General features: G+C 71.0%; 17 protein-coding genes. 10 read left to right on the top strand and 7 right to left on the bottom strand.

The window, feature by feature from the left end:
- The first annotated feature begins 191 nt into the window (after positions 1-191).
- The 3 genes from AB0959_RS16975 (at position 192) to AB0959_RS16985 (ending at position 4,302) form a co-directional block, all read left to right on the top strand.
- Positions 192-1,580: an aldehyde dehydrogenase family protein gene (locus tag AB0959_RS16975; RefSeq protein WP_366827177.1), complete on the top strand. Its 1,389-nt coding sequence runs from the start codon at positions 192-194 to the stop codon at positions 1,578-1,580.
- 29 nt (positions 1,581-1,609) lie between these two features.
- A complete protein-coding gene (locus tag AB0959_RS16980; RefSeq protein ID WP_366827248.1) occupies positions 1,610-2,728 on the top strand; it encodes a Zn-dependent alcohol dehydrogenase in 1,119 nt (372 codons plus the stop codon).
- Between the two features lie 251 nt (positions 2,729-2,979).
- Entirely contained in the window at positions 2,980-4,302 is a 1,323-nt protein-coding gene (locus AB0959_RS16985; RefSeq protein WP_366827178.1) for an MFS transporter, read from the top strand.
- A 43-nt stretch (positions 4,303-4,345) separates the two neighbouring features.
- Here the strand turns inward: AB0959_RS16985 and AB0959_RS16990 are convergent, their stop codons facing one another.
- From AB0959_RS16990 to AB0959_RS17000, 3 genes are all read right to left on the bottom strand, one after another.
- Entirely contained in the window at positions 4,346-5,326 is a 981-nt protein-coding gene (locus AB0959_RS16990) for a DMT family transporter (RefSeq protein WP_366827180.1), read from the bottom strand.
- Positions 5,327-5,398: 72 nt separating this feature from the next.
- On the bottom strand, positions 5,399-6,133 hold the full coding sequence (locus tag AB0959_RS16995; RefSeq protein WP_366827181.1) for a winged helix-turn-helix domain-containing protein: 735 nt from the start codon (positions 6,131-6,133) through the stop codon (positions 5,399-5,401).
- Positions 6,134-6,573: 440 nt separating this feature from the next.
- Positions 6,574-7,215 carry a TetR/AcrR family transcriptional regulator gene (locus tag AB0959_RS17000; protein ID WP_366827182.1) on the bottom strand — a complete coding sequence of 214 codons (642 nt, stop codon included), beginning with the start codon at positions 7,213-7,215 and terminating at the stop codon, positions 6,574-6,576.
- An 84-nt stretch (positions 7,216-7,299) separates the two neighbouring features.
- On the opposite strand from AB0959_RS17000, the gene AB0959_RS17005 reads away from it, so the two are divergent.
- The 3 genes from AB0959_RS17005 to AB0959_RS17015 all read left to right on the top strand — a co-directional run bounded on the left by AB0959_RS17005 (position 7,300) and on the right by AB0959_RS17015 (position 9,548).
- A complete protein-coding gene (locus AB0959_RS17005; protein ID WP_366827249.1) occupies positions 7,300-8,451 on the top strand; it encodes an acyl-CoA dehydrogenase family protein in 1,152 nt (383 codons plus the stop codon).
- An 88-nt stretch (positions 8,452-8,539) separates the two neighbouring features.
- The gene (locus tag AB0959_RS17010; RefSeq protein ID WP_366827183.1) at positions 8,540-8,827 is read left to right on the top strand and encodes a YiaA/YiaB family inner membrane protein; all 288 of its coding nucleotides are present in this window, start codon (positions 8,540-8,542) and stop codon (positions 8,825-8,827) included.
- A 94-nt stretch (positions 8,828-8,921) separates the two neighbouring features.
- The gene (locus AB0959_RS17015; protein ID WP_366827184.1) at positions 8,922-9,548 is read left to right on the top strand and encodes a TetR/AcrR family transcriptional regulator; all 627 of its coding nucleotides are present in this window, start codon (positions 8,922-8,924) and stop codon (positions 9,546-9,548) included.
- 80 nt (positions 9,549-9,628) lie between these two features.
- Here AB0959_RS17015 and AB0959_RS17020 read toward each other — a convergent pair whose 3' ends face one another.
- Positions 9,629-10,090 carry a MaoC family dehydratase gene (locus AB0959_RS17020; protein WP_366827185.1) on the bottom strand — a complete coding sequence of 154 codons (462 nt, stop codon included), beginning with the start codon at positions 10,088-10,090 and terminating at the stop codon, positions 9,629-9,631.
- Positions 10,091-10,237: 147 nt separating this feature from the next.
- Here AB0959_RS17020 and soxR point away from each other — a divergent pair, with 147 nt between their 5' ends.
- Positions 10,238-10,762: a redox-sensitive transcriptional activator SoxR gene (gene soxR, locus AB0959_RS17025; protein WP_366827186.1), complete on the top strand. Its 525-nt coding sequence runs from the start codon at positions 10,238-10,240 to the stop codon at positions 10,760-10,762.
- Between the two features lie 48 nt (positions 10,763-10,810).
- Here soxR and AB0959_RS17030 read toward each other — a convergent pair whose 3' ends face one another.
- On the bottom strand, positions 10,811-11,878 hold the full coding sequence (locus AB0959_RS17030; protein ID WP_366827187.1) for an RNA ligase (ATP): 1,068 nt from the start codon (positions 11,876-11,878) through the stop codon (positions 10,811-10,813).
- Between the two features lie 158 nt (positions 11,879-12,036).
- Between AB0959_RS17030 and AB0959_RS17035 the strand changes: the two genes are divergently transcribed.
- Positions 12,037-12,741, top strand: a complete 705-nt coding sequence (locus tag AB0959_RS17035) for a hypothetical protein (RefSeq protein ID WP_366827188.1) — start codon at positions 12,037-12,039, stop codon at positions 12,739-12,741.
- Here the strand turns inward: AB0959_RS17035 and AB0959_RS17040 are convergent.
- Positions 12,711-13,439, bottom strand: coding sequence for a 3-keto-5-aminohexanoate cleavage protein (locus AB0959_RS17040; protein ID WP_366827189.1), 729 nt, complete (start codon positions 13,437-13,439; stop codon positions 12,711-12,713). The two genes, AB0959_RS17035 and AB0959_RS17040, sit on opposite strands and share 31 nt — an antisense overlap.
- 73 nt (positions 13,440-13,512) lie before the next feature.
- Here AB0959_RS17040 and AB0959_RS17045 point away from each other — a divergent pair, with 73 nt between their 5' ends.
- The gene (locus AB0959_RS17045; protein ID WP_366827190.1) at positions 13,513-14,034 is read left to right on the top strand and encodes a hypothetical protein; all 522 of its coding nucleotides are present in this window, start codon (positions 13,513-13,515) and stop codon (positions 14,032-14,034) included.
- A gap of 111 nt (positions 14,035-14,145) precedes the next feature.
- On the opposite strand, the gene AB0959_RS17050 is transcribed toward AB0959_RS17045, so the two are convergent.
- The gene (locus AB0959_RS17050) at positions 14,146-14,754 is read right to left on the bottom strand and encodes a hypothetical protein (protein ID WP_366827191.1); all 609 of its coding nucleotides are present in this window, start codon (positions 14,752-14,754) and stop codon (positions 14,146-14,148) included.
- Positions 14,755-15,041: 287 nt separating this feature from the next.
- Here AB0959_RS17050 and AB0959_RS17055 point away from each other — a divergent pair, with 287 nt between their 5' ends.
- Positions 15,042-17,840, top strand: coding sequence for a penicillin acylase family protein (locus AB0959_RS17055; protein WP_366827192.1), 2,799 nt, complete (start codon positions 15,042-15,044; stop codon positions 17,838-17,840).
- Positions 17,841-17,850: the final 10 nt, after the last annotated feature.

Consider the following 17,850-nt stretch of genomic DNA (forward strand, 5'->3'; position numbering starts at 1 on the left):
GCGACAGGGCGGGGCGACCGAAGCGGACCCTGCCTGTGTCTCCTCGTTCCCCGCCGGGATCACCGTCGACGACAGGAAGCGGGTCGACTTCTGATCCTTGCGGGTGTGGGATCGTCCGGGGCCCCTGGTGGCAGAAAACTAACGCCGCTAGTTTAGGGTCCGGACGAGGAGCACCGCCCGGGAGGAACGCGATGAAGGCACACGACGGCATGTACATCGACGGCGCCTGGCGGCCCGCCGTCGGTACGGACACGATCGCGGTCGTGAACCCGGCCGACGAGCGGGAGATCGGCCGGGTCCCCGCGGGCACCGCCGAGGACGTCGACGCCGCCGTACGGGCCGCGCGCGCCGCTCTCCCGAGCTGGGCCGCCACCCCGCCCGCCGAGCGGGGCGCCCTCATCGGCGCCCTCCGGGACGTCCTCGCCGCCCGCCAGGACGAGATCGCCGAGACCGTCACGGCCGAGCTGGGCTCCCCGCCGCCGTTCGCGCAGAAGGTGCAGGCGGGACTGCCGGTGCTGGTGGCCGGGTCGTACGCCGAACTCGCCGCCACGTACGCCTTCGAGGAGAAGGTCGGGAACTCGGTCGTCCACCACGAGCCCGTCGGCGTCGTCGGCGCCATCACCCCCTGGAACTACCCGCTCCACCAGATCGTCGCCAAGGTCGCCCCGGCCCTGGCGGCGGGCTGCACGATCGTGCTGAAACCGGCCGAGGACACCCCGCTGACCGCCCAGCTCTTCGCCGAGGCGGTGGACGAGGCGGGCATCCCGGCCGGCGTCTTCAACCTCGTCACCGGCCTCGGCCCGGTCGCCGGCCAGGCGCTCGCCGAGCACGAGGGCGTCGACCTGGTCTCCTTCACCGGCTCCACGGCGGTCGGCCGCCGGATCGCCGCGACGGCCGGAGCGGCCATCAAGAAGGTGGCCCTGGAACTCGGCGGCAAGTCCGCCAACGTCATCCTGCCGAGCGCCGACCTCGACCGCGCCGTGGCCGTCGGCGTCGCCAACGTCATGTCCAACTCCGGCCAGACGTGCAGCGCCTGGACCCGCATGCTCGTCCACACCTCGCAGTACGAGCGGGCGGTCGAACTGGCCGCCGAGGCCGCCGGGAAGTACGGCGACCGCATCGGCCCCGTGGTCAGCGCCAAGCAGCGGGAACGCGTACGCGGGTACATCGAGAAGGGGGTCGCGGAAGGCGCGCGACTGGTCGCGGGCGGCGCCGAACCCCCGAGCGAGCAGGGCTACTTCGTCAGCCCGACCGTCTTCGCGGACGTGACGCCGGAGATGACCATCGCCCAGGAGGAGATCTTCGGGCCGGTGCTCTCGATCCTGCGCTACGAGGACGAGGACGACGCCGTGACGATCGCCAACGGCACGGTGTACGGGCTCGCGGGCGCCGTATGGGCGGGCGAGGAGGCGGAGGCGGCGGCCTTCGCACGCCGGCTCGACACGGGCCAGGTGGACATCAACGGCGGACGTTTCAACCCCCGCGCGCCCTTCGGCGGATACAAGCAGTCGGGCGTGGGCCGAGAGCTCGGCACGCACGGGCTGGCCGAGTACCTCCAGACCAAGTCCCTGCAGTTCTGAGCGGCGGGGGAGTGGTCCACGTGAACACCATGAACGCGATGAGCGCCACGAACGACGAGGGCGCCGTGGTCCGTGCCGCCGTGCTGCCCGCCGTCGGGGCCCCGCTGGAGATCACCGAGATCGAACTGCCGCCGCCCGGACCCGGACAGGTACGGGTCCGGCTGGCCGCCGCCGGGGTCTGCCACTCGGACCTGTCCCTCGCCGACGGCACCATGCGGGTGCCGGTGCCCGCCGTGCTCGGCCACGAGGGCGCGGGCACGGTCGTGGCCGTCGGGCCCGAGGTCACCCATGTCGCGGTCGGCGACGGCGTCGTCCTCAACTGGGCGCCCTCCTGCGGTCGTTGCCACGCCTGCGGACTGGGGGAGGTGTGGCTGTGCGCCAACGCCCTGACCGGTGCCGGGGACGTGTACGCGAAACGGGTTTCCGACGGGGCCGACCTCCACCCCGGCCTGAACGTGGCCGCGTTCGCGGAGGAGACCGTGGTCTCCGCCGACTGCGTGCTCCCCGTACCGGACGGAGTCCCGCTCACCGACGCGGCGTTGCTCGGCTGCGCCGTCCTCACCGGGTACGGGGCCGTCCACCACTCGGCGAAGGTGAGGCCGGGTGAGACCGTCGCCGTGTTCGGCGTCGGGGGCGTCGGGCTGGCCACGCTCCAGTCGGCGCGGATCGCGGGCGCCGAGCGGCTGATCGCCGTGGACGTCTCTCCGGCCAAGGAGGAACTGGCCCGGTCGGCGGGCGCGACGGACTTCGTCGTCGCGTCGGAGAACACGGCTCGCGAGATCCGTGGGCTCACCGGCAAACAGGGTGTGGACGTGGCCGTGGAGTGTGTCGGCCGTGCCGTCACCATCCGTGCGGCCTGGGACTCCACGCGGCGCGGTGGCCGCACCACGGTCGTCGGTATCGGCGGCAAGGACCAGCAGGTCACCTTCAACGCCCTGGAGATCTTCCACTGGGGCCGCACCCTCTCCGGCTGTGTGTACGGCAACTCCAACCCCGCGCGGGACCTGCCGGTCCTGGCCGGTCTCGTGCGCGCGGGTGAGCTGGACCTGGGCGCCCTGGTCACGGAACGGATCGCGTTGGAGGGGGTCGCGGGGGCGTTCGAGAACATGGTGGCGGGGAAGGGCGGGCGGGCGTTGGTGGTGTTCTAGCGCGCGCCGATCGACCGGGGTTTTCCTCGCCCCCGCCGCCCCTACCCGTCCCATCACCAGGGGCTCCGCCCCTTCGACCCCTGCAAGGGGGCTGCGCCCCCTTGCCCCCCGAGTCCGAGTCCGAGTCCGGACCCCGCTCCTCAATCGCCGGAGGGGCTGAATCTTCCCCGTGTGTGCGCGACCGTTGACCTCCATACCGTCCGGTCAGTACGTTCCCTGGAACGTCCCCGCACCCACCGGAGTGTGCACGTATGGACACCGCTCATTCCCCACGTCCCCAACAGTCCACCACCCCCGCCACCCGCCACCGCCGCAAGGTCGCCACAGCCGCAGCCCTCGCCTCGGCCGTCGAGTGGTACGACTACTTCGTCTTCGGCATAGCCGCGGCCCTCGTCCTCGGCGACCTCTACTTCCCCGCGGGCAGCCCCTCCGCGGGAGTCCTCGCCGCGTTCGCCACCTTCGCCGTCGGCTTCCTCGCCCGCCCCGTCGGCGGCGTCATCGCGGGCCACCTCGGCGACAAACGCGGCCGCAAGCCCATGCTGGTCGTCGCCCTCACCCTGATGGGCCTCGCCACGACCGGCATCGGCCTCCTCCCCACCTACGAGACGATCGGGATCGCCGCTCCGGTCCTGCTCGTCCTCCTCCGCGTCGCCCAGGGAGTCGCCGTCGGCGCCCAGTGGGGCGGTGCGATGCTGCTCGCCACCGAGTACGCCCCGGAGGGCAAGCGCGGGGTGTACGGCAGTGTCGTCCAACTCGGCGTGCCCATCGGCGTGGTGAGCGCCAACACGGTCTTCCTCGTCGCGGGCGCGGCCACCAGCGAGACCGCGTTCACCGCCTGGGGCTGGCGCGTGCCGTTCCTGATCGGCCTGTTCGTGCTCGGCCTCGCCTGGTACATCCACCGCCGTGTCGAGGAGACCCCCGAATTCCGGGCGGCGGAGCAGGCGCTGGTGGAGAAGGAGAGAGAGGAGAAGAGCTCACCGCTGCGCACGATCCTCCGCGACCACCTCGGCACGGTCCTCCTCGCGGGCGGCTCCTTCGCCGTGAACACCGCGACGTTCTACATCCTCATCACCGGCGTCCTCGACTACACGACCCGCGAACTCGGCATGAGGCGCGGGCCGGTTCTCGCGGTGTCGCTCTGTGTGAGCCTCACCCAGCTCGTGCTCATCCCGGCCGCCGCGGCCCTCTCCGACCGCGTCGGGCGCATCCGCGTCTACGCGCTCGGCGCCGCCGGGATCGCCCTGTGGGCCGTACCGCTGTTCCTCCTCATCGACACCGGTTCGTTGCTGTGGCTGGCGGTCGGCACGTTCGTCGCCAGTTGCTTCCTCAGCATCATGTACGGCCCTCAAGCCGCCCTGTTCGCCGAGCTGTTCACTCCCGAGATGCGGTACACGGGCGCCTCCCTCGGCTACCAGATCGCGGCGGTGTTCGGAGGCGGGCTCGCCCCCTTCGTCATGGTGCTGCTGCTGGAGGCGACAGGGACGTCCATGGCGGTGTCGGCGTACATCGTCGGGCTGGCCGTGGTCGCGCTGGTGTCGATCAAGGTGTTGGCGGGGCGGTCGCCGGTGCGATGACACGAGTCAGCGCGGGATGGGCATGGGGCAACTCTGGCAGAACTCACGCCTGTTCCCGCTCGGGCTGTGGCTCCGGAACGGTTTCCGGAGCCACAGCCGCGCGCGTCGTACGCGCCCGGGACCGCGACACGGCCACCCCGGCCAGACACAGCACACCACCCGCCAGCGTGAACAACCCCGGCACCTCGTCCAGCGCCAGCCACGACATCAGCACCACCAGCGCGGGCACCGCGTACGTGGTCGCGCCCATGCGGCTCGCGGTCGTACGGGCCAGCGCGTACGCCCACGTCGTGAAGGCCAGCGCGGTCGGGAACACACCCAGGTAGATCATGTTGAGGGTCGCGGAGAGCGGTGCTTCGCCCGCCTCCGTCACCAACTGCCCCGCGAACGGCAGGCACACCACCGCACCGACGAGACACCCGAACGTCGTCACCTGCAGCGCGCTCGCCCGCCCGAGCGCCGGCTTCTGCGCGACGGCGCCACCCGCGTACCCCACGGCTGCGAGCAGGCACAGGACGACGCCCAGGACCGACGACCCGCCCCCGCCGGACATGGACAGCCCCACGGTGACCGCGCCCGCGAACGACACCGCCATGCCCGCGAGCAGCCGGGGCGGCATCGGGTCGCCCAGCAGACGTGAGCCGAGCAGGGCGATGAGGATCGGGCCGATGTTGACGATCAGGGCCGCCGTGCCGGCGTCGACCTGCTGCTCGCCCCAGTTGAGGGCGACCATGTAGAAGCCGAACCACAGCAGCCCGGATATCAGGATGCCCGGCCACGCGGCCCGCGGCGGCCACCCCTCCCTGCGCACCACGCAGATGACGCCGAGCGCCACCGCCCCCGCCAGCAGCCGCCCGAGTGCCAGTGCGCCCGGCGAGTACGCGGCGCCCGCACTCCGGATCGACACGAACGCGGACGCCCACAGCACGACGGTGACCGTGGCGGCGGCCGCGGCGAGCAGTTCGGGACGGCGGGTGGACAAGGTGGACGGGGCGGCCCGATCGGCGGACGCGGTGGTCATCATGCTCCTGAGGCTAGGTGGGGCGAGGGGGTTGGGGCTCGCGGATTTCGGACCGGGAAGCGTTGCTGGGCCTGTTCAGCGCAACGACTGGGGCTCGATGCCCAGCAGCTCCGCGAAGGCCCGCTCGCCCGCCTGTGTGACCTTCACCGCCCGTTCGGAGCCGATGCGTACGCACCAGCCGGTGGTCAGCGAGTGCCGGCACAGGGCCGCGCCCGCGACGCCCGCGAGGTGGGGGCGGCGTTCGGTCCAGTCGAGGCAGGCGCGGGCGAGAGGGCGGCGTCCGGTGCGTTCCAGGTCGATGCCGGCGTCGGCGAACCATGCCAGGCCGGTGTCCGTGAGGGCGAAGCCGGTGTCCTGGCGGAGGAGACCGTGGTGGGTCAGGGCGTCGGTGACGGTGATGCCGAGGCGGCCGGCGAGGTGGTCGTAACAGGTGCGGCCGCGGGCCATCGCGGAGCGGGTGGTGGCGGCGCGCAGGGTGTGGGGGCGCTCGGCGGAGGAGTCGGTTCGGGTGTGGGCGGCGAGATCCTCCACGAGTTGGGCGATGCGGGGGTCGGCCAGCCGGACGTAGCGGTGGCGGCCCTGGCGCTCTTCGGTGAGCAGCCCGCCGGCCACGAGTTTGCCGAGGTGTTCGCTGGTGGTGGAGGGGGCGACGCCGGCGTGCCGGGCGAGTTCGCCGGCGGTCCAGGCGCGGCCGTCCAGCAGGGCGAGGAGGCACGCGGCGCGCGTCTCGTCGGCGATCAGCGCTGCGAACGCGGCGAGTTCGGCGGCGCCGGCGTGGGGGTGTGGCCGGTCCGGGTTCCTGCGGGTCATGCCCACCAGGATGCGGCACGGACGTTTCGGCGCCGGCCGAAGCGTTGGGGGGATGCCGGTCTCGTCTGCCGGGTTCCTGGTGGTGGGCGGCTGCAGGGTCCGTTGTGGCTGGTCGCGCAGTTCCCCGCGCCCCTGGTGGGGCGCGTCCCCTGGTGGGGCGCGTCCCCTGGTGGTTGTTGGGTGGGTGCGGCGCCGTGGTGGTGGGGGCGCCTGCGGTTTGTCGTGGGGCGGGGGTGCGCGTCTGCGGGCCGGTGGGGGCGGGTGTCGCCCGCTTGGTCTTCGGTGCGCGGAGTGGGCGGCGCGTCGTGACGCCGGGCGCGGGGCCGTGCTTTTAAGGGGCGCGGGGCTGTATCAATATGCGGCTCCGCCGCGCGGGCGCGACAAGCCACGACGAACCCGCAGCCGCCAACGAACAGAACCCGGCGGACGAGAGGAACCCGCTAAACCCCCGGAGGGAGCCGCTCGAACTGGACCGTGAGGCCGTCCAGCAGTGCCGTCAGGCCCGTCTCGAAGGCTCGGTCGTCGATCTTGTCCTGCTGGTCGGCGAGCAGGTGCGCCTGGCCGAGGTGGGGATAGGCGGCGGGGTCGTACGCCGCCTCGTCGTCGACGAAACCGCCGGCGAAGGACCCGAGGGCGGAGCCCATGATGAAGTAGCGCATGAGGGCGCCGATGGACGTGGCCTGGGCCGGAGGCCAGCCCGCTCTCACCATCGCGCCGAAGACCGCGTCGGCCAGCCGGAGGCCCGCCGGGCGCCGGCCGGGGCCACGGGCGAGGACGGGGACGATGTTCGGGTGGTCCCGCAGAGCGGCCCGGTAGGAGACGGCCCAGTCGTGCAGGGCCGTGCGCCAGTCACGTCCGTCCTCGAACATCGACAGGTCGACCTGCGCGCTCACCGAGTCCGCCACGGCCTCCAGGATCTGGTCCTTGGTGCGGAAGTGGTTGTAGAGCGACGGGCCGCTCACGCCCAGCTCGGCGGCGAGCCGTCGGGTGGACACCGCCGAGAGGCCCTCCGTGTCCACGAGTGCCCGTGCCGTGGTGACGATCCGGTCGGTGCTCAGGAGGGGCTTGCGCGGTCGGGCCATGGCGCACATAGTAGGGCTGGACCATTAAACTAGCAGTGGTAATTTAACGGCTGACCAGTCGGTCTTCCTGAGGGGTGACGTGTGGTGAACCTGGAGCTCGGTGAGGAGCACGTCGCCGTCCGGCAGCTCGCCAGGGACTTCGTGGCGGGGGAGATCGCCCCGTACGTCACCGAGTGGGACCGGGCCGAGGCCGTCGACCGCGGGATCGTGAAGCGGCTCGGCGACGTCGGCTTCCTCGGGCTCACCGTCGAGGAGGAGTACGGCGGCTCCGGCGGTGACCACCTCGCGTACTGCCTGGTCACCGAGGAGCTGGGCCGCGGGGACTCCTCCGTGCGTGGGATCGTCTCCGTCTCGCTGGGGCTCGTCGCCAAGTCCGTGGCGCACTGGGGGAGCGAGGAGCAGAAGCGGCGGTGGCTCCCGGGCCTCACGTCGGGGGAGTACCTGGGGTGCTTCGGACTCACGGAGCCCGGTACGGGGTCGGACGCGGGGGACCTGGCGACCCGGGCCGTGCGGGACGGCGACGACTACGTCATCAGCGGGTCCAAGATGTTCATCACCAACGGGACCTGGGCCGACGTGGTGCTGCTCTTCGCGCGCTCCACCGACGCCCCGGGGCACCGGGGCGTCTCCGCCTTCCTCGTGCCCACGGACTCGCCCGGACTGACCCGCCGCACCGTTCACGGCAAGCTCGGTCTGCGCGGACAGGCCACCGCCGAGCTGGTGCTCGACGGGGTGCGCGTGCCCGCGAGCGCCATGCTGGGACCCGAGGGCAAGGGGTTCGCCGTGGCGATGTCCGCGCTGGCCAAGGGGCGGATGTCGGTGGCCGCCGGGTGCGTCGGGATCGCCCAGGCCGCGCTGGACGCCGCCGTGGCGTACGCGACCGAGCGCGAGCAGTTCGGGAAGACCATCGCCCACCACCAACTGGTGCAGGAGCTGATCAGCGACATCGCCGTGGACGTCGACGCGGCACGGCTGCTCACCTGGCGCGTCGCCGACCTCATCGACCGCGACCTGCCCTTCGCCACCGAGTCCAGCAAGGCCAAACTCTTCGCCTCCGAGGCCGCCGTACGCGCCGCCAACAACGCCCTGCAGGTCTTCGGCGGGTACGGCTACATCGACGAGTACCCGGTCGGCAAGCTGCTGCGGGACGCCCGGGTGATGACCCTGTACGAGGGCACCAGCCAGATACAGAAGCTGGTCATCGGGCGTGCGCTGACCGGGGTTTCGGCCTTCTGAGCGCAGCCTCCGGGCGGGTGTCCTCTGAGTACGCGGGTGAGTATTCCGACGGATGTGGTGCCGGTCACGGCCGCCGATCCTTGTCCGCATGAGTGAGACACCCGTCAAGCAGCAGTCCACGGCCGCCTACTTCGGTCAGGCCGTCGCCTCGTTCGCCATCGCCATGGTGGCCACCGCGATCGGTATCTTCCAGCTGGAGGCCGACGCCTGGGTGCGCGCCTTCCTGGGCATCGCCGTCCTGTACCTGGTGACCTCGGCCTTCACCCTGGCCAAGGTGGTCCGGGACAAGCAGGAGGCCGGACAGATCGTCAGCCGCGTCGACCAGGCCAGACTGGAGAAGCTGCTCGCCGAGCACGACCCCCTCGCCAAGCTCTGACCGCGTTTCGTACCGCCCTGAACGGGCACTCTAAGCGAGCGCTCACCTTCGGAGGTATGGTGTTGACCCTGCCACGGGAAGGGGCGAACGAGCGATGAGTACGGCGGAGGAGACGGCCGGCGGCGAGACGCAGCCGTGGGGCGAGGTCACCCCGGACGCGGCCCGGCGGCTGCTCGTCGCCGCGGTGGAGGCCTTCGCCGAGCGCGGGTACCACGCGACGACGACCCGTGACATCGCGGGCCGCGCGGGTATGAGCCCGGCCGCGCTCTACATCCACTACAAGACCAAGGAAGAGCTGCTCCACCGGATCAGCCGCATCGGCCACGAGAAGGCGCTCGACGTGTTGCGGACGGCCGCCGAGAGCGAGGGCGGCCCCTCCGAGCGGCTCGCCGAGGCCGTACGGTCCTTCGTGCGGTGGCACGCCGCGCAGCACACCGTCGCCAGGGTCGTGCAGTACGAGCTGGACGCCCTCGGCCCCGACGCGCGCGCCGAGATCGTGGCCCTGCGGCGGCAGAACGACGCGGCCGTGCGCGGCATCATCGAGGACGGCGTCGCGGCGGGCGACTTCGACGTCCCCGACGTCAAGGGCACCACCCTCGCGGTGCTCTCCCTGTGCATCGACGTCGCCCGCTGGTTCAACGTGAACGGCCCCAGGACCCCCGACGAGGTCGGCGCACTGTACGCCGACCTCGTGCTGAGGATGGTGGGGGCGAAGGGCTAGGTGTGCTGTCCCTCCCGCAGTCCCGGTCATCGCGGAAAGAGTGCCGGGACTGCCGATCGGAAGTAGTACCGCGACACCGATCAGAAGTAGTACCGCGACACCGACTCCGCCACGCACACCGGCTTGTCGCCGCCCTCGCGCTCCACGGACACCGCGGCCGTGACCTGGATGCCGCCCCCCGCCTCGGTGACCTCCTTCAGGGCCGCCGTGGCGCGCAGCCGCGAACCCACCGGCACGGGGGCCGGGAACCGCACCTTGTTCGTGCCGTAGTTGACGCCCATCTTGACGTTGTCGACCTTCAGTACCTGCGGCACCAGCAGCGGCAGCAGTGAGAGGGTCAGGTACCCGTGCGCGATGGTGGTCCCGAAGGGGCCCGCCGCGGCCTTCTCCGGGTCCACATGGATCCACTGGTGGTCGCCCGTGGCGTCCGCGAACAGGTCGATCCGCTTCTGGTCGATCTCCAGCCAGTCGCTGTACCCCAACTGCTCGCCCACCGCCGCCTTGAGTTCGTCGGCGGACGTGAACGTCCTCGGCTCTGCCATGCTCCGGCCTCCCGCATCCCGCGTGTCTGCGCCGCTCGCTGCGCCACTCGTGTCGAACACCAACTCTAAGCAACTGCTTAGCATGGTCGGATGCCGGGGCACCTGTCAACGGCCCGGTCGGGTGACGGGGTCGGTAGGCTCTGAGGGGTGCCTCAGATCCCGGAGAAGATCCACGAGTTGACCGTCGGCCAGCTGTCCGCCCGCAGCGGTGCCGCCGTATCCGCCCTGCACTTCTACGAGTCAAAGGGGCTGATCGCCAGCCGCCGCACCTCCGGCAACCAACGCCGCTACAGCCGTGACGCCCTGCGCCGGGTGGCCTTCGTCCGGGCCGCGCAGCGCGTCGGCATCCCGCTCGCCACCATCCGCGAGGCCCTCGCCGAACTGCCCGAGGAGCGCACACCCAACCGCGAGGACTGGGCGCGTCTGTCCGAGGCGTGGCGGTCCGAGCTGGACGAACGCATCAAGCAGCTCAACCGGCTCCGCGACCACCTCACCGACTGCATCGGCTGCGGCTGTCTGTCCCTGGAGGGCTGTGTGCTGTCCAACCCGGACGACGTCTTCGGCGAGCGGCAGAGCGGTTCCCGGCTCATGGTCGAGGGCCGTGCCGCCGGCGGGCGGCAGCGGTTGGGGCGGGTTCCGGAGCCGGAGGGGGAGCCCGGGAACCGCTGCTGAGCGGTCCCGGGCTCCCCCGGCCCCACGAGTCCCCCGATCCCGTGGGAGTCACTCGTACTCCGTGCCGCCCTTCCTCGTCAGATACGCCGGGCTGACCGCCTTCGCGATGGCCCGCCCGCCGGTCACCGGGCTGTACCGCTCGGTGGCCGGCCGGATCACCACGCCCTCGCGCAGGTGCAGTTCGCGCCCCGAGACGGTCTCGCGGCCGGTGGCGGCCTCCAGGGCGCGGTCGATGTCGTACGGGCCCTCGTACAGCCTGGGTACGAGCGGCAGTTCGCCGTCGAGCAGGTCGGTCGCGTCCAGCCAGCGGATCTGGCCGCCGATCTCCGCGGACACGTCGAAGACGGCGTACCCGAGCGTGTCGCGGCGGCCGTCGGCGCCGTACGTCAGGTCCTGCACCCCGGCCCCGTACACCTCGCCGAAGATGCCGACCCGGCGCGCGCCGAGCCGATCGGCGAGCCGCGCCGCGGCTCCGGCGACGCCGTGGCCGTGGACCGCGCGCCAGTACAGGTTGCGCGGATCCTCCTTCAGGGCGAGGGATTTCGCGCCGAAGCCCTTCGAGGAGACCTGGACGCGGCCGTCCTCGGCGAAGTAGGTCAGCAGGCATGCCGAGCCGTGCAGCTTCTCGGTCAGGACGACCGGTTCGCCGGGCGTGAAGATGTCCGGGTAGCGCTGGATGTTCTCGATGTCGACCCAGGGGAGGAGGTCCGGCGCGGACTCGGCGTCACCGTTCATCGTGGGTGGGATGGGCGGCACCCACTTGGTGATGCCCAGCTGTTCGGCGAAGTCCGTGCCGTCGGCGGCCGCCCGCGTCAGGTCCACGTCCGCGAGCGCCTTCGGGCGGCACACGATGCCCTGGGAGAGCTCGCCGCGCAGCCGGACCGCCTTGACCCGGTCCGCGTTGCCGCCCGCCAGGCGTCCGGTCAGGCCCAGCTCCTCGATCAGCCCGGCCGGGAGCACGGACTGCTCGGGGATGTAGACGGCCGTCTCGCCGGTGCGGTAGGCGCCCTTGGCGACGACGGCCCGGTACAGGCCCACCTGGGCCAGTTCGAGCGCGTCGGCGTTCGGATGCTCGTGGACGGTCAGCACTTCGGCGGTGACGCGCAGCGTCGACATCGGGGGCTCCTCGGTACGGCGGGGGCTCAGATCGGTTTCATCGACCCCAACTGTCGTCACGGGAAAGGGGTGGAGCGAGCGGATTTGCGGCTGGTAGGGTCGCGATCTTCGGCCGGCCGTGACCCGCCCGGCACGGAGTCCTGACGGGACCGACTCCCATGCGCTCTCCCGCCCTCGAAGCCGCCCTCGCGACGGTCGACACCGTCTTCAACGGCTTCGCCAGTCCGCACGAGACGGGATGCGGGCGCTGCCATCTGCCCGAGGAGACGGCGTACCTGCGCACGCCCTTCACGCGGGTGCCGCCCGACGTGCTGGAGATGTACGTCTTCGAGGTCTCCGACCACTTCGACGACCACGCCGCGGCGATGCGCCGTCTGCTGCCGCAGGGAGCGCGGGCGATGGCCGACGGCACGCTGGAAGGGGTCGGTTGGCGGGAGCACGGGCTGGGCGTGGTGGACTGGAGGTCGTGGCCCGCCGAACAGGCCGCGGCCATCGAGGCGTTCTTTCATGCCTGGTGGGAGGACGTCCTGGCGACGCCCGAGCCGCCGAATGCGGTCGAGGACGTCTTCGAGACCTGCGCCGCCGTTCTCGGCTCCTTCACCCCGCTGCTCGACCGCTGGAAGACCGCTCCCGTGGCCGACGCGCATCTCCTGCGCTGCGTGGACCAGTGGCTGGACGACCTGCTCGCCGAAAGCTCGCCGTTCGCCTGGTGCAGCCGTGCCACGGACTCCGACATACGGGAGCTCCAGTCCTGGCTCGCCCAGGAGGCCCCCGCACGCCTCGAATCCCGGGACTACGGCCTCGCCACCCGCGCGGGCGCGCTCGCGCTGCCCTACCCGGAGCGCTGGGACCGCCTGTACTGAGCCAGCCCTTCCGCCACCAGCTGAGCATTCGACTCCGCCCGTGCCCCGTCCGGCAGGACGAGCGTGTCCTCCAGACCAATGCGCGTCGCGAGACCGAGCCGCCCGGCCAGCCGCAGCACCGGCCAGGCGCCGCCCTCCTCGCCGTGCAGCAGGACGGGCCGGCCGTGGGCGGGGCCCAGTTCCGCGAGCAGTGCGTGGGCCGACTGCTCCGCCGTGTCCGCCGAGGGGTCCGTCACCTCGGCGAGCACGCGCAGGACGCGCGGACCCAGGGCTGACGCGGCGAACCGCGCGGCGCCGTCCGTGCCGGACCAGATGCCGGCCTCCACGCCTATGCCGCGCTCCATGAGCGCCGCCGCGACCTCCTCCGCGCCCGGTTCGTGCCAGTTGACGGAGGCGTGGTCCGGCAGGACGGTCCAGGAGAGGACGCGCTCCACGCGGGCGGCCGGGTCGGGCTCCGCCCACGCGCCGGTGGTCACCCCGACGGGCACACGCACTCTCGACCGAATCTCCATGACGGTCGCCGCAACCACTTTGGCTGACAATCTGTCCTGTCCACAGGGGGACTTGGGATGAACATGCACGTCAGACGCCCCGGCCGCCACGGCCTGGGCAGCAGATTCGGCCAACGCTCCCGGAGACAGAGGCACCACCGCACCATCGCCCGCACCGCGGGCGCCATTGAGGCAGACCTGCACCATCCGTCGATGGTGCCATGCGCCACTGACAACGAGCCGGGGTCCGAGGAGACCCCGGACGAGAAGAGGAGTTCCGATGAGCGTTGTCGTCAGCTCGTTGAAGTGGGACGCCGATCAGGCGGGGGCGCAGAAGGTCGTGTACGACAAGGACGGCTACCACCTCGTGCGCTTCCCCTACGAGAAGAACGGCGAGTCGTACGACCCCTGGAAGATGCACGACTCGGCGAACGGCGGCACGAAGGCGTCCGCGTACCCGGATGAGCGCTCCGGGCTGATCTGGCCCAGCCACGACGGCTGGGGCGTGGTGTCCGCGATGGTCTTCTGGGAGGCGGACCCCAGAGCCCTGGAGTACCGGGCGCGGTTCGTCCGCGACCCGCTGAACTCGACAAAGGACGGGTACGACTCGACGGCCACCAGCGACAGCACGATCACCCGGGGCGGGCAGTTCCGCACCTACCTGTGGCAGATGTTCGTGCACAAGGGGACGCCCCTCGGCCTGAAGGTGTCGGCGCGCGGCCTGAGCGACGCGAGGATAAAGACGGCGATCACGCTCGCCGAGTTCAAGCTCGCGATCCACACGGACGTCGCGACGCCGTGACCGCCCGGGTGGTCCGGGCCGTGCGCTCATCGCACGGGGGTGCGGCATCCCCATCGCACCCCCGCCGCGCACGGTTTCATCGGATCGCCCGGGGGCGACCGAGTCCTCCGGCTAGGCCGATACGAGCAGCCGTGCCCGTGCGCGCCTGGCGTCCGCCAGGGCCTCACGTGTCAGCACGGGCCGCGGCACCACGATGCCGCATTCCGCGCAGACCGGGCCCGACGAGGGTTCATGGGCCAGGTCGTACTTCCAGGTGAGGTGCCGGCCCTCGCACACCGGACAGACCGAGTCCGGTTCGCGCTCGAGTCCGGCGATCAGCCGGCGCAGCACCTCTGCCAGTGGTTCATGGGGGTGGACGCGTGGGTCGTCGCACCATGCCACGCCGAATCCACCCCAGGTCAGCCGGTGCCAGTCGTCCACACTGCCCGGCCTGCGCAGCCCGTCGTGCTTCTCCTTCTTGCGGCGCTGCGCGAACTCCCCCTCATAGGCGAGCCAGACGGAGCGGGCCTCCTCCAGCTCGTCCAGTGCGGCCACGAGCCGCGCTGGATCCGGGGAACGGTCCTCGGGACCGAACCCGGCCCGGGAGCACAAATGGTCCCAGGTCGCCCGATGTCCGTACGGGGCGAACCTCTCAAGGCACTTGCGCAGCGAATAACGCCGCAGTGCCAGGTCGCACCTCGGATCGCGCACCTGTCTCGCCAGACTCCTGAAGCCGGCCATCGCCCTGCACCTCCGTCACACCTGCACCTGTACTTCGGTCAACTTCGGCGTCGTCCGTTCGGACGTCGCCGAATAGACGTATCGACACGCGATTCGGCTCCATCCAATTTCGGATGGCCCCCCATAAGCCATCCGTCGAGCGGTTCAGGTCCGCTTCTCCCGTGCCGTCGGCCCGTGTCGGGCGGCCGGCGGCCGTGGTGATGAGAAAAAGTTGACGCTTGCTCATCTTCAAACTCGGGGATACCGGCGGTAACCTCTGGCCCCACCCCCCGTCAGGAGGAGTTGCCATGCCCTGGCGCATCCCACGCACCACACTCGACGAAGTGAGAACTCCCCGCCGATTCACGGAGTTCCTCAAGGGCGCATCCATATGCATCCTCATTGCCGGTCTTTTGTCGCCGCTTTCCCAGGCGGCGGCCGCGGAAACAGCGTCCGTCGACGCGGCGGCAACGGCCAACGACTACTGCGGCGGCCAGTGCTCCGACATCCTTCCGCCCGGTCAGAACGGCAATGCCACCCTTGCCCAGGTCCTCCTCAACCAGGCCTTCGGCACCCAGCCCGACAACGCCGACAACCAGCTCGGGCCGTACGCCAACCTGGCCACCGGCTACTCCTCGCTAACAAACGACAAGATCAACACCTTCTTCAACGACGCGTCCTTCGGCGTCCCCTCCGACCAGGTCGCCTCCACCCTCAAGCCCGCCGGCCGCACGGACGTCACGATCGTCCGCGACAAGAAGACGGGTGTGCCGCACATCACCGGTACCACTCGATACGGCACCGAGTTCGGAGCGGGCTACGCGGCCGCCCAGGACCGGCTGTGGCTGATGGACGTCTTCCGTCACGTGGGCCGCGGCCAGCTCACCCCGTTCGCCGGCGGCGACCCCTCCAACCAGGGTCTGGAGCAGGAGTTCTGGCGCCACGCGCCGTACACCGAGGCCGATCTGCAGGCCCAGATCGACAACGCGGTCGCCACGAACGGCGAGCGCGGCAAGTTGGCCCTCGCGGACGCCAACGCCTACCTCGCCGGAGTCAACTCCTACATAGACGCCTCCGACAGTGGCCGTTACTTCCCAGGGGAGTACGTCCTGACCGGCCACAAGGACTCAATCACCAACGCCGGAACCATCGAGCACTTCAAGATCACCGACCTGGTCGCGCTGGGCTCCGTCATCGGCGCCCTCTTCGGCTCCGGAGGCGGCGGCGAGGTCAACAACGCGCTCTCCCTCCTCGCCGCGCAGGAGAAGTACGGCGTCACCGAGGGCACCAAGGTCTGGGAGTCCTTCCGCGAACGCAACGACCCCGAGGCCGCCCTCACCGTCCAGAACGGCAGCTTCCCCTACGCGACCAAGCCCGACGACCCGCAGGGCACCGCCCTGCCCGACGCCGGCTCGGTCACCGAGGAGCCGCTGGTCTACGACCGCACCGGCAGCGCGTCCGGCTCCACCGCCACCAGCACCTCGGCCAAGGCCGCCGCGAACGCCCTCACCTCCGCCAGACGCGGCATGTCCAACGCCCTCGTGGTGAGCGGCAAGCACACCGCCAGCGGCCACCCCGTCGCCGTCTTCGGCCCCCAGACCGGCTACTTCGCCCCCCAGCTCCTCTTGCTGCAGGAGATCCAGGGCCCGGGCATCAGCGCACGCGGCGCCTCCTTCGCCGGCCTGAGCATGTACGTCGAACTCGGCCGTGGCCAGGACTACTCCTGGAGCGCCACGACCTCCGGCCAGGACATCATCGACACCTACGCCGTCGAGCTGTGCCAGGACGACCACCACTACCTCTACCGCGGCACCTGCACTGCCATGGACAAGGTCGAGCAGACCAACTCCTGGAAGCCCACCACGGCTGACGACACCCCGGCGGGCTCCTACCGCATGCAGGTCTGGCGCACCAAGTACGGCCCGGTCACGCACCGTGCGACGGTCGGCGGCAAGAAGGTCGCCTACACCACCCTGCGCTCCTCCTACATGCACGAGGCCGACTCGATCATCGGCTTCCAGATGCTGAACGACCCCGACTACGTCAAGGGCCCGCAGGACTTCCAGAAGGCGGCGCAGCACATCAACTACACCTTCAACTGGTTCTACGCCGACTCCCAGCACACCGCGTACTACAACAGCGGTGACAACCCGGTGCGCGCGAACGGGGTCGACGCGGAGTTCCCGGTGTGGGCGCGGCAGGCGTACGAGTGGCAGGGCTGGAACCCGTCGACCAACACCGCCGACTACACGCCGCCCTCGGCCCACCCGAACTCCATCGACCAGGACTACTACATCTCCTGGAACAACAAGCAGGCCAAGGACTACACCACCGCCGCCTGGGGCAACGGCTCCGTCCACCGCGGCAACCTGCTCGACGACCGCGTGAAGAAGCTCGTGGCGGCGGGCGGCGTCACCAGGGCCCAGCTCGTGAAGGCGATGGCGGACGCGGCTCTCGCCGACCTGCGCGCCGAGGACGTGCTGCCGAAGCTGCTGAAGGTGATCAACAGCTCGACGGTCACGGACTCCACGGCCAAGGCCGCGGTCGACAAGCTGCAGGCGTGGGTGTCCGCGGGCGCCAAGCGCACCGAGACCTCGGCGGGTTCCAAGACGTACGCCAACGCCGAGGCGATCCGCATCCTGGACGCCTGGTGGCCCCTGCTGGTGAAGGCCGAGTTCGAACCGGGCCTCGGCAGCGGCCTGTACACCGCCATGAACGCCAACCTGCCCATCGACGAGTCCCCGTCGGCCGCCCACGGGCCCACCGGATCGCACGCGGGCAGCTCCTTCCAGTACGGCTGGTGGTCCTACGTCGACAAGGACGTCCGGGCCGTGCTCGGTGAGTCGGTACAGGGCGGCCTCCCCCAGAAGTACTGCGGCGGCGGCACCCTCAGCGGCTGCCGGAACGTCCTGATCAGCAGCCTGAAGGAGGCGGCGGGCAAGACCGCGGCCCAGGTCTACCCGGGCGACGACAACTGCTCGGCCGGCGACCAGTGGTGCGCCGACTCGGTCATCCAGCGACCGCTCGGCGGCATCAAGCACAACAAGATCAGCTGGCAGAACCGGCCGACCTTCCAGCAGGTGGTCGAGTTCACCTCGCACAGGTAGTCCCGGTTCG

Source organism: Streptomyces sp. NPDC046862 (assembly GCF_040704615.1).
GTDB lineage: Bacteria > Actinomycetota > Actinomycetes > Streptomycetales > Streptomycetaceae > Streptomyces.

Bases quoted from the DNA above. Each gene is read 5' to 3' on its own strand.
- AB0959_RS17010 (WP_366827183.1), top strand. From the start codon at position 8,540: ATGAGTGAGACACCCGTCAAGCAGCAGTCCACGGCCGCCTACTTCGGT.
- AB0959_RS17000 (WP_366827182.1), bottom strand. From the start codon at position 7,215: ATGGCCCGACCGCGCAAGCCCCTCCTGAGCACCGACCGGATCGTCACC.
- AB0959_RS17050 (WP_366827191.1), bottom strand. From the start codon at position 14,754: ATGGCCGGCTTCAGGAGTCTGGCGAGACAGGTGCGCGATCCGAGGTGC.
- AB0959_RS17055 (WP_366827192.1), top strand. From the start codon at position 15,042: ATGCCCTGGCGCATCCCACGCACCACACTCGACGAAGTGAGAACTCCC.
- AB0959_RS17015 (WP_366827184.1), top strand. From the start codon at position 8,922: ATGAGTACGGCGGAGGAGACGGCCGGCGGCGAGACGCAGCCGTGGGGC.
- AB0959_RS16975 (WP_366827177.1), top strand. From the start codon at position 192: ATGAAGGCACACGACGGCATGTACATCGACGGCGCCTGGCGGCCCGCC.
- AB0959_RS17035 (WP_366827188.1), top strand. From the start codon at position 12,037: ATGCGCTCTCCCGCCCTCGAAGCCGCCCTCGCGACGGTCGACACCGTC.
- AB0959_RS16990 (WP_366827180.1), bottom strand. From the start codon at position 5,326: ATGATGACCACCGCGTCCGCCGATCGGGCCGCCCCGTCCACCTTGTCC.
- AB0959_RS16985 (WP_366827178.1), top strand. From the start codon at position 2,980: ATGGACACCGCTCATTCCCCACGTCCCCAACAGTCCACCACCCCCGCC.
- AB0959_RS17020 (WP_366827185.1), bottom strand. From the start codon at position 10,090: ATGGCAGAGCCGAGGACGTTCACGTCCGCCGACGAACTCAAGGCGGCG.
- AB0959_RS16995 (WP_366827181.1), bottom strand. From the start codon at position 6,133: ATGACCCGCAGGAACCCGGACCGGCCACACCCCCACGCCGGCGCCGCC.
- AB0959_RS17040 (WP_366827189.1), bottom strand. From the start codon at position 13,439: ATGGTGCAGGTCTGCCTCAATGGCGCCCGCGGTGCGGGCGATGGTGCG.
- AB0959_RS17045 (WP_366827190.1), top strand. From the start codon at position 13,513: ATGAGCGTTGTCGTCAGCTCGTTGAAGTGGGACGCCGATCAGGCGGGG.
- AB0959_RS17030 (WP_366827187.1), bottom strand. From the start codon at position 11,878: ATGTCGACGCTGCGCGTCACCGCCGAAGTGCTGACCGTCCACGAGCAT.
- AB0959_RS16980 (WP_366827248.1), top strand. From the start codon at position 1,610: ATGAACGCGATGAGCGCCACGAACGACGAGGGCGCCGTGGTCCGTGCC.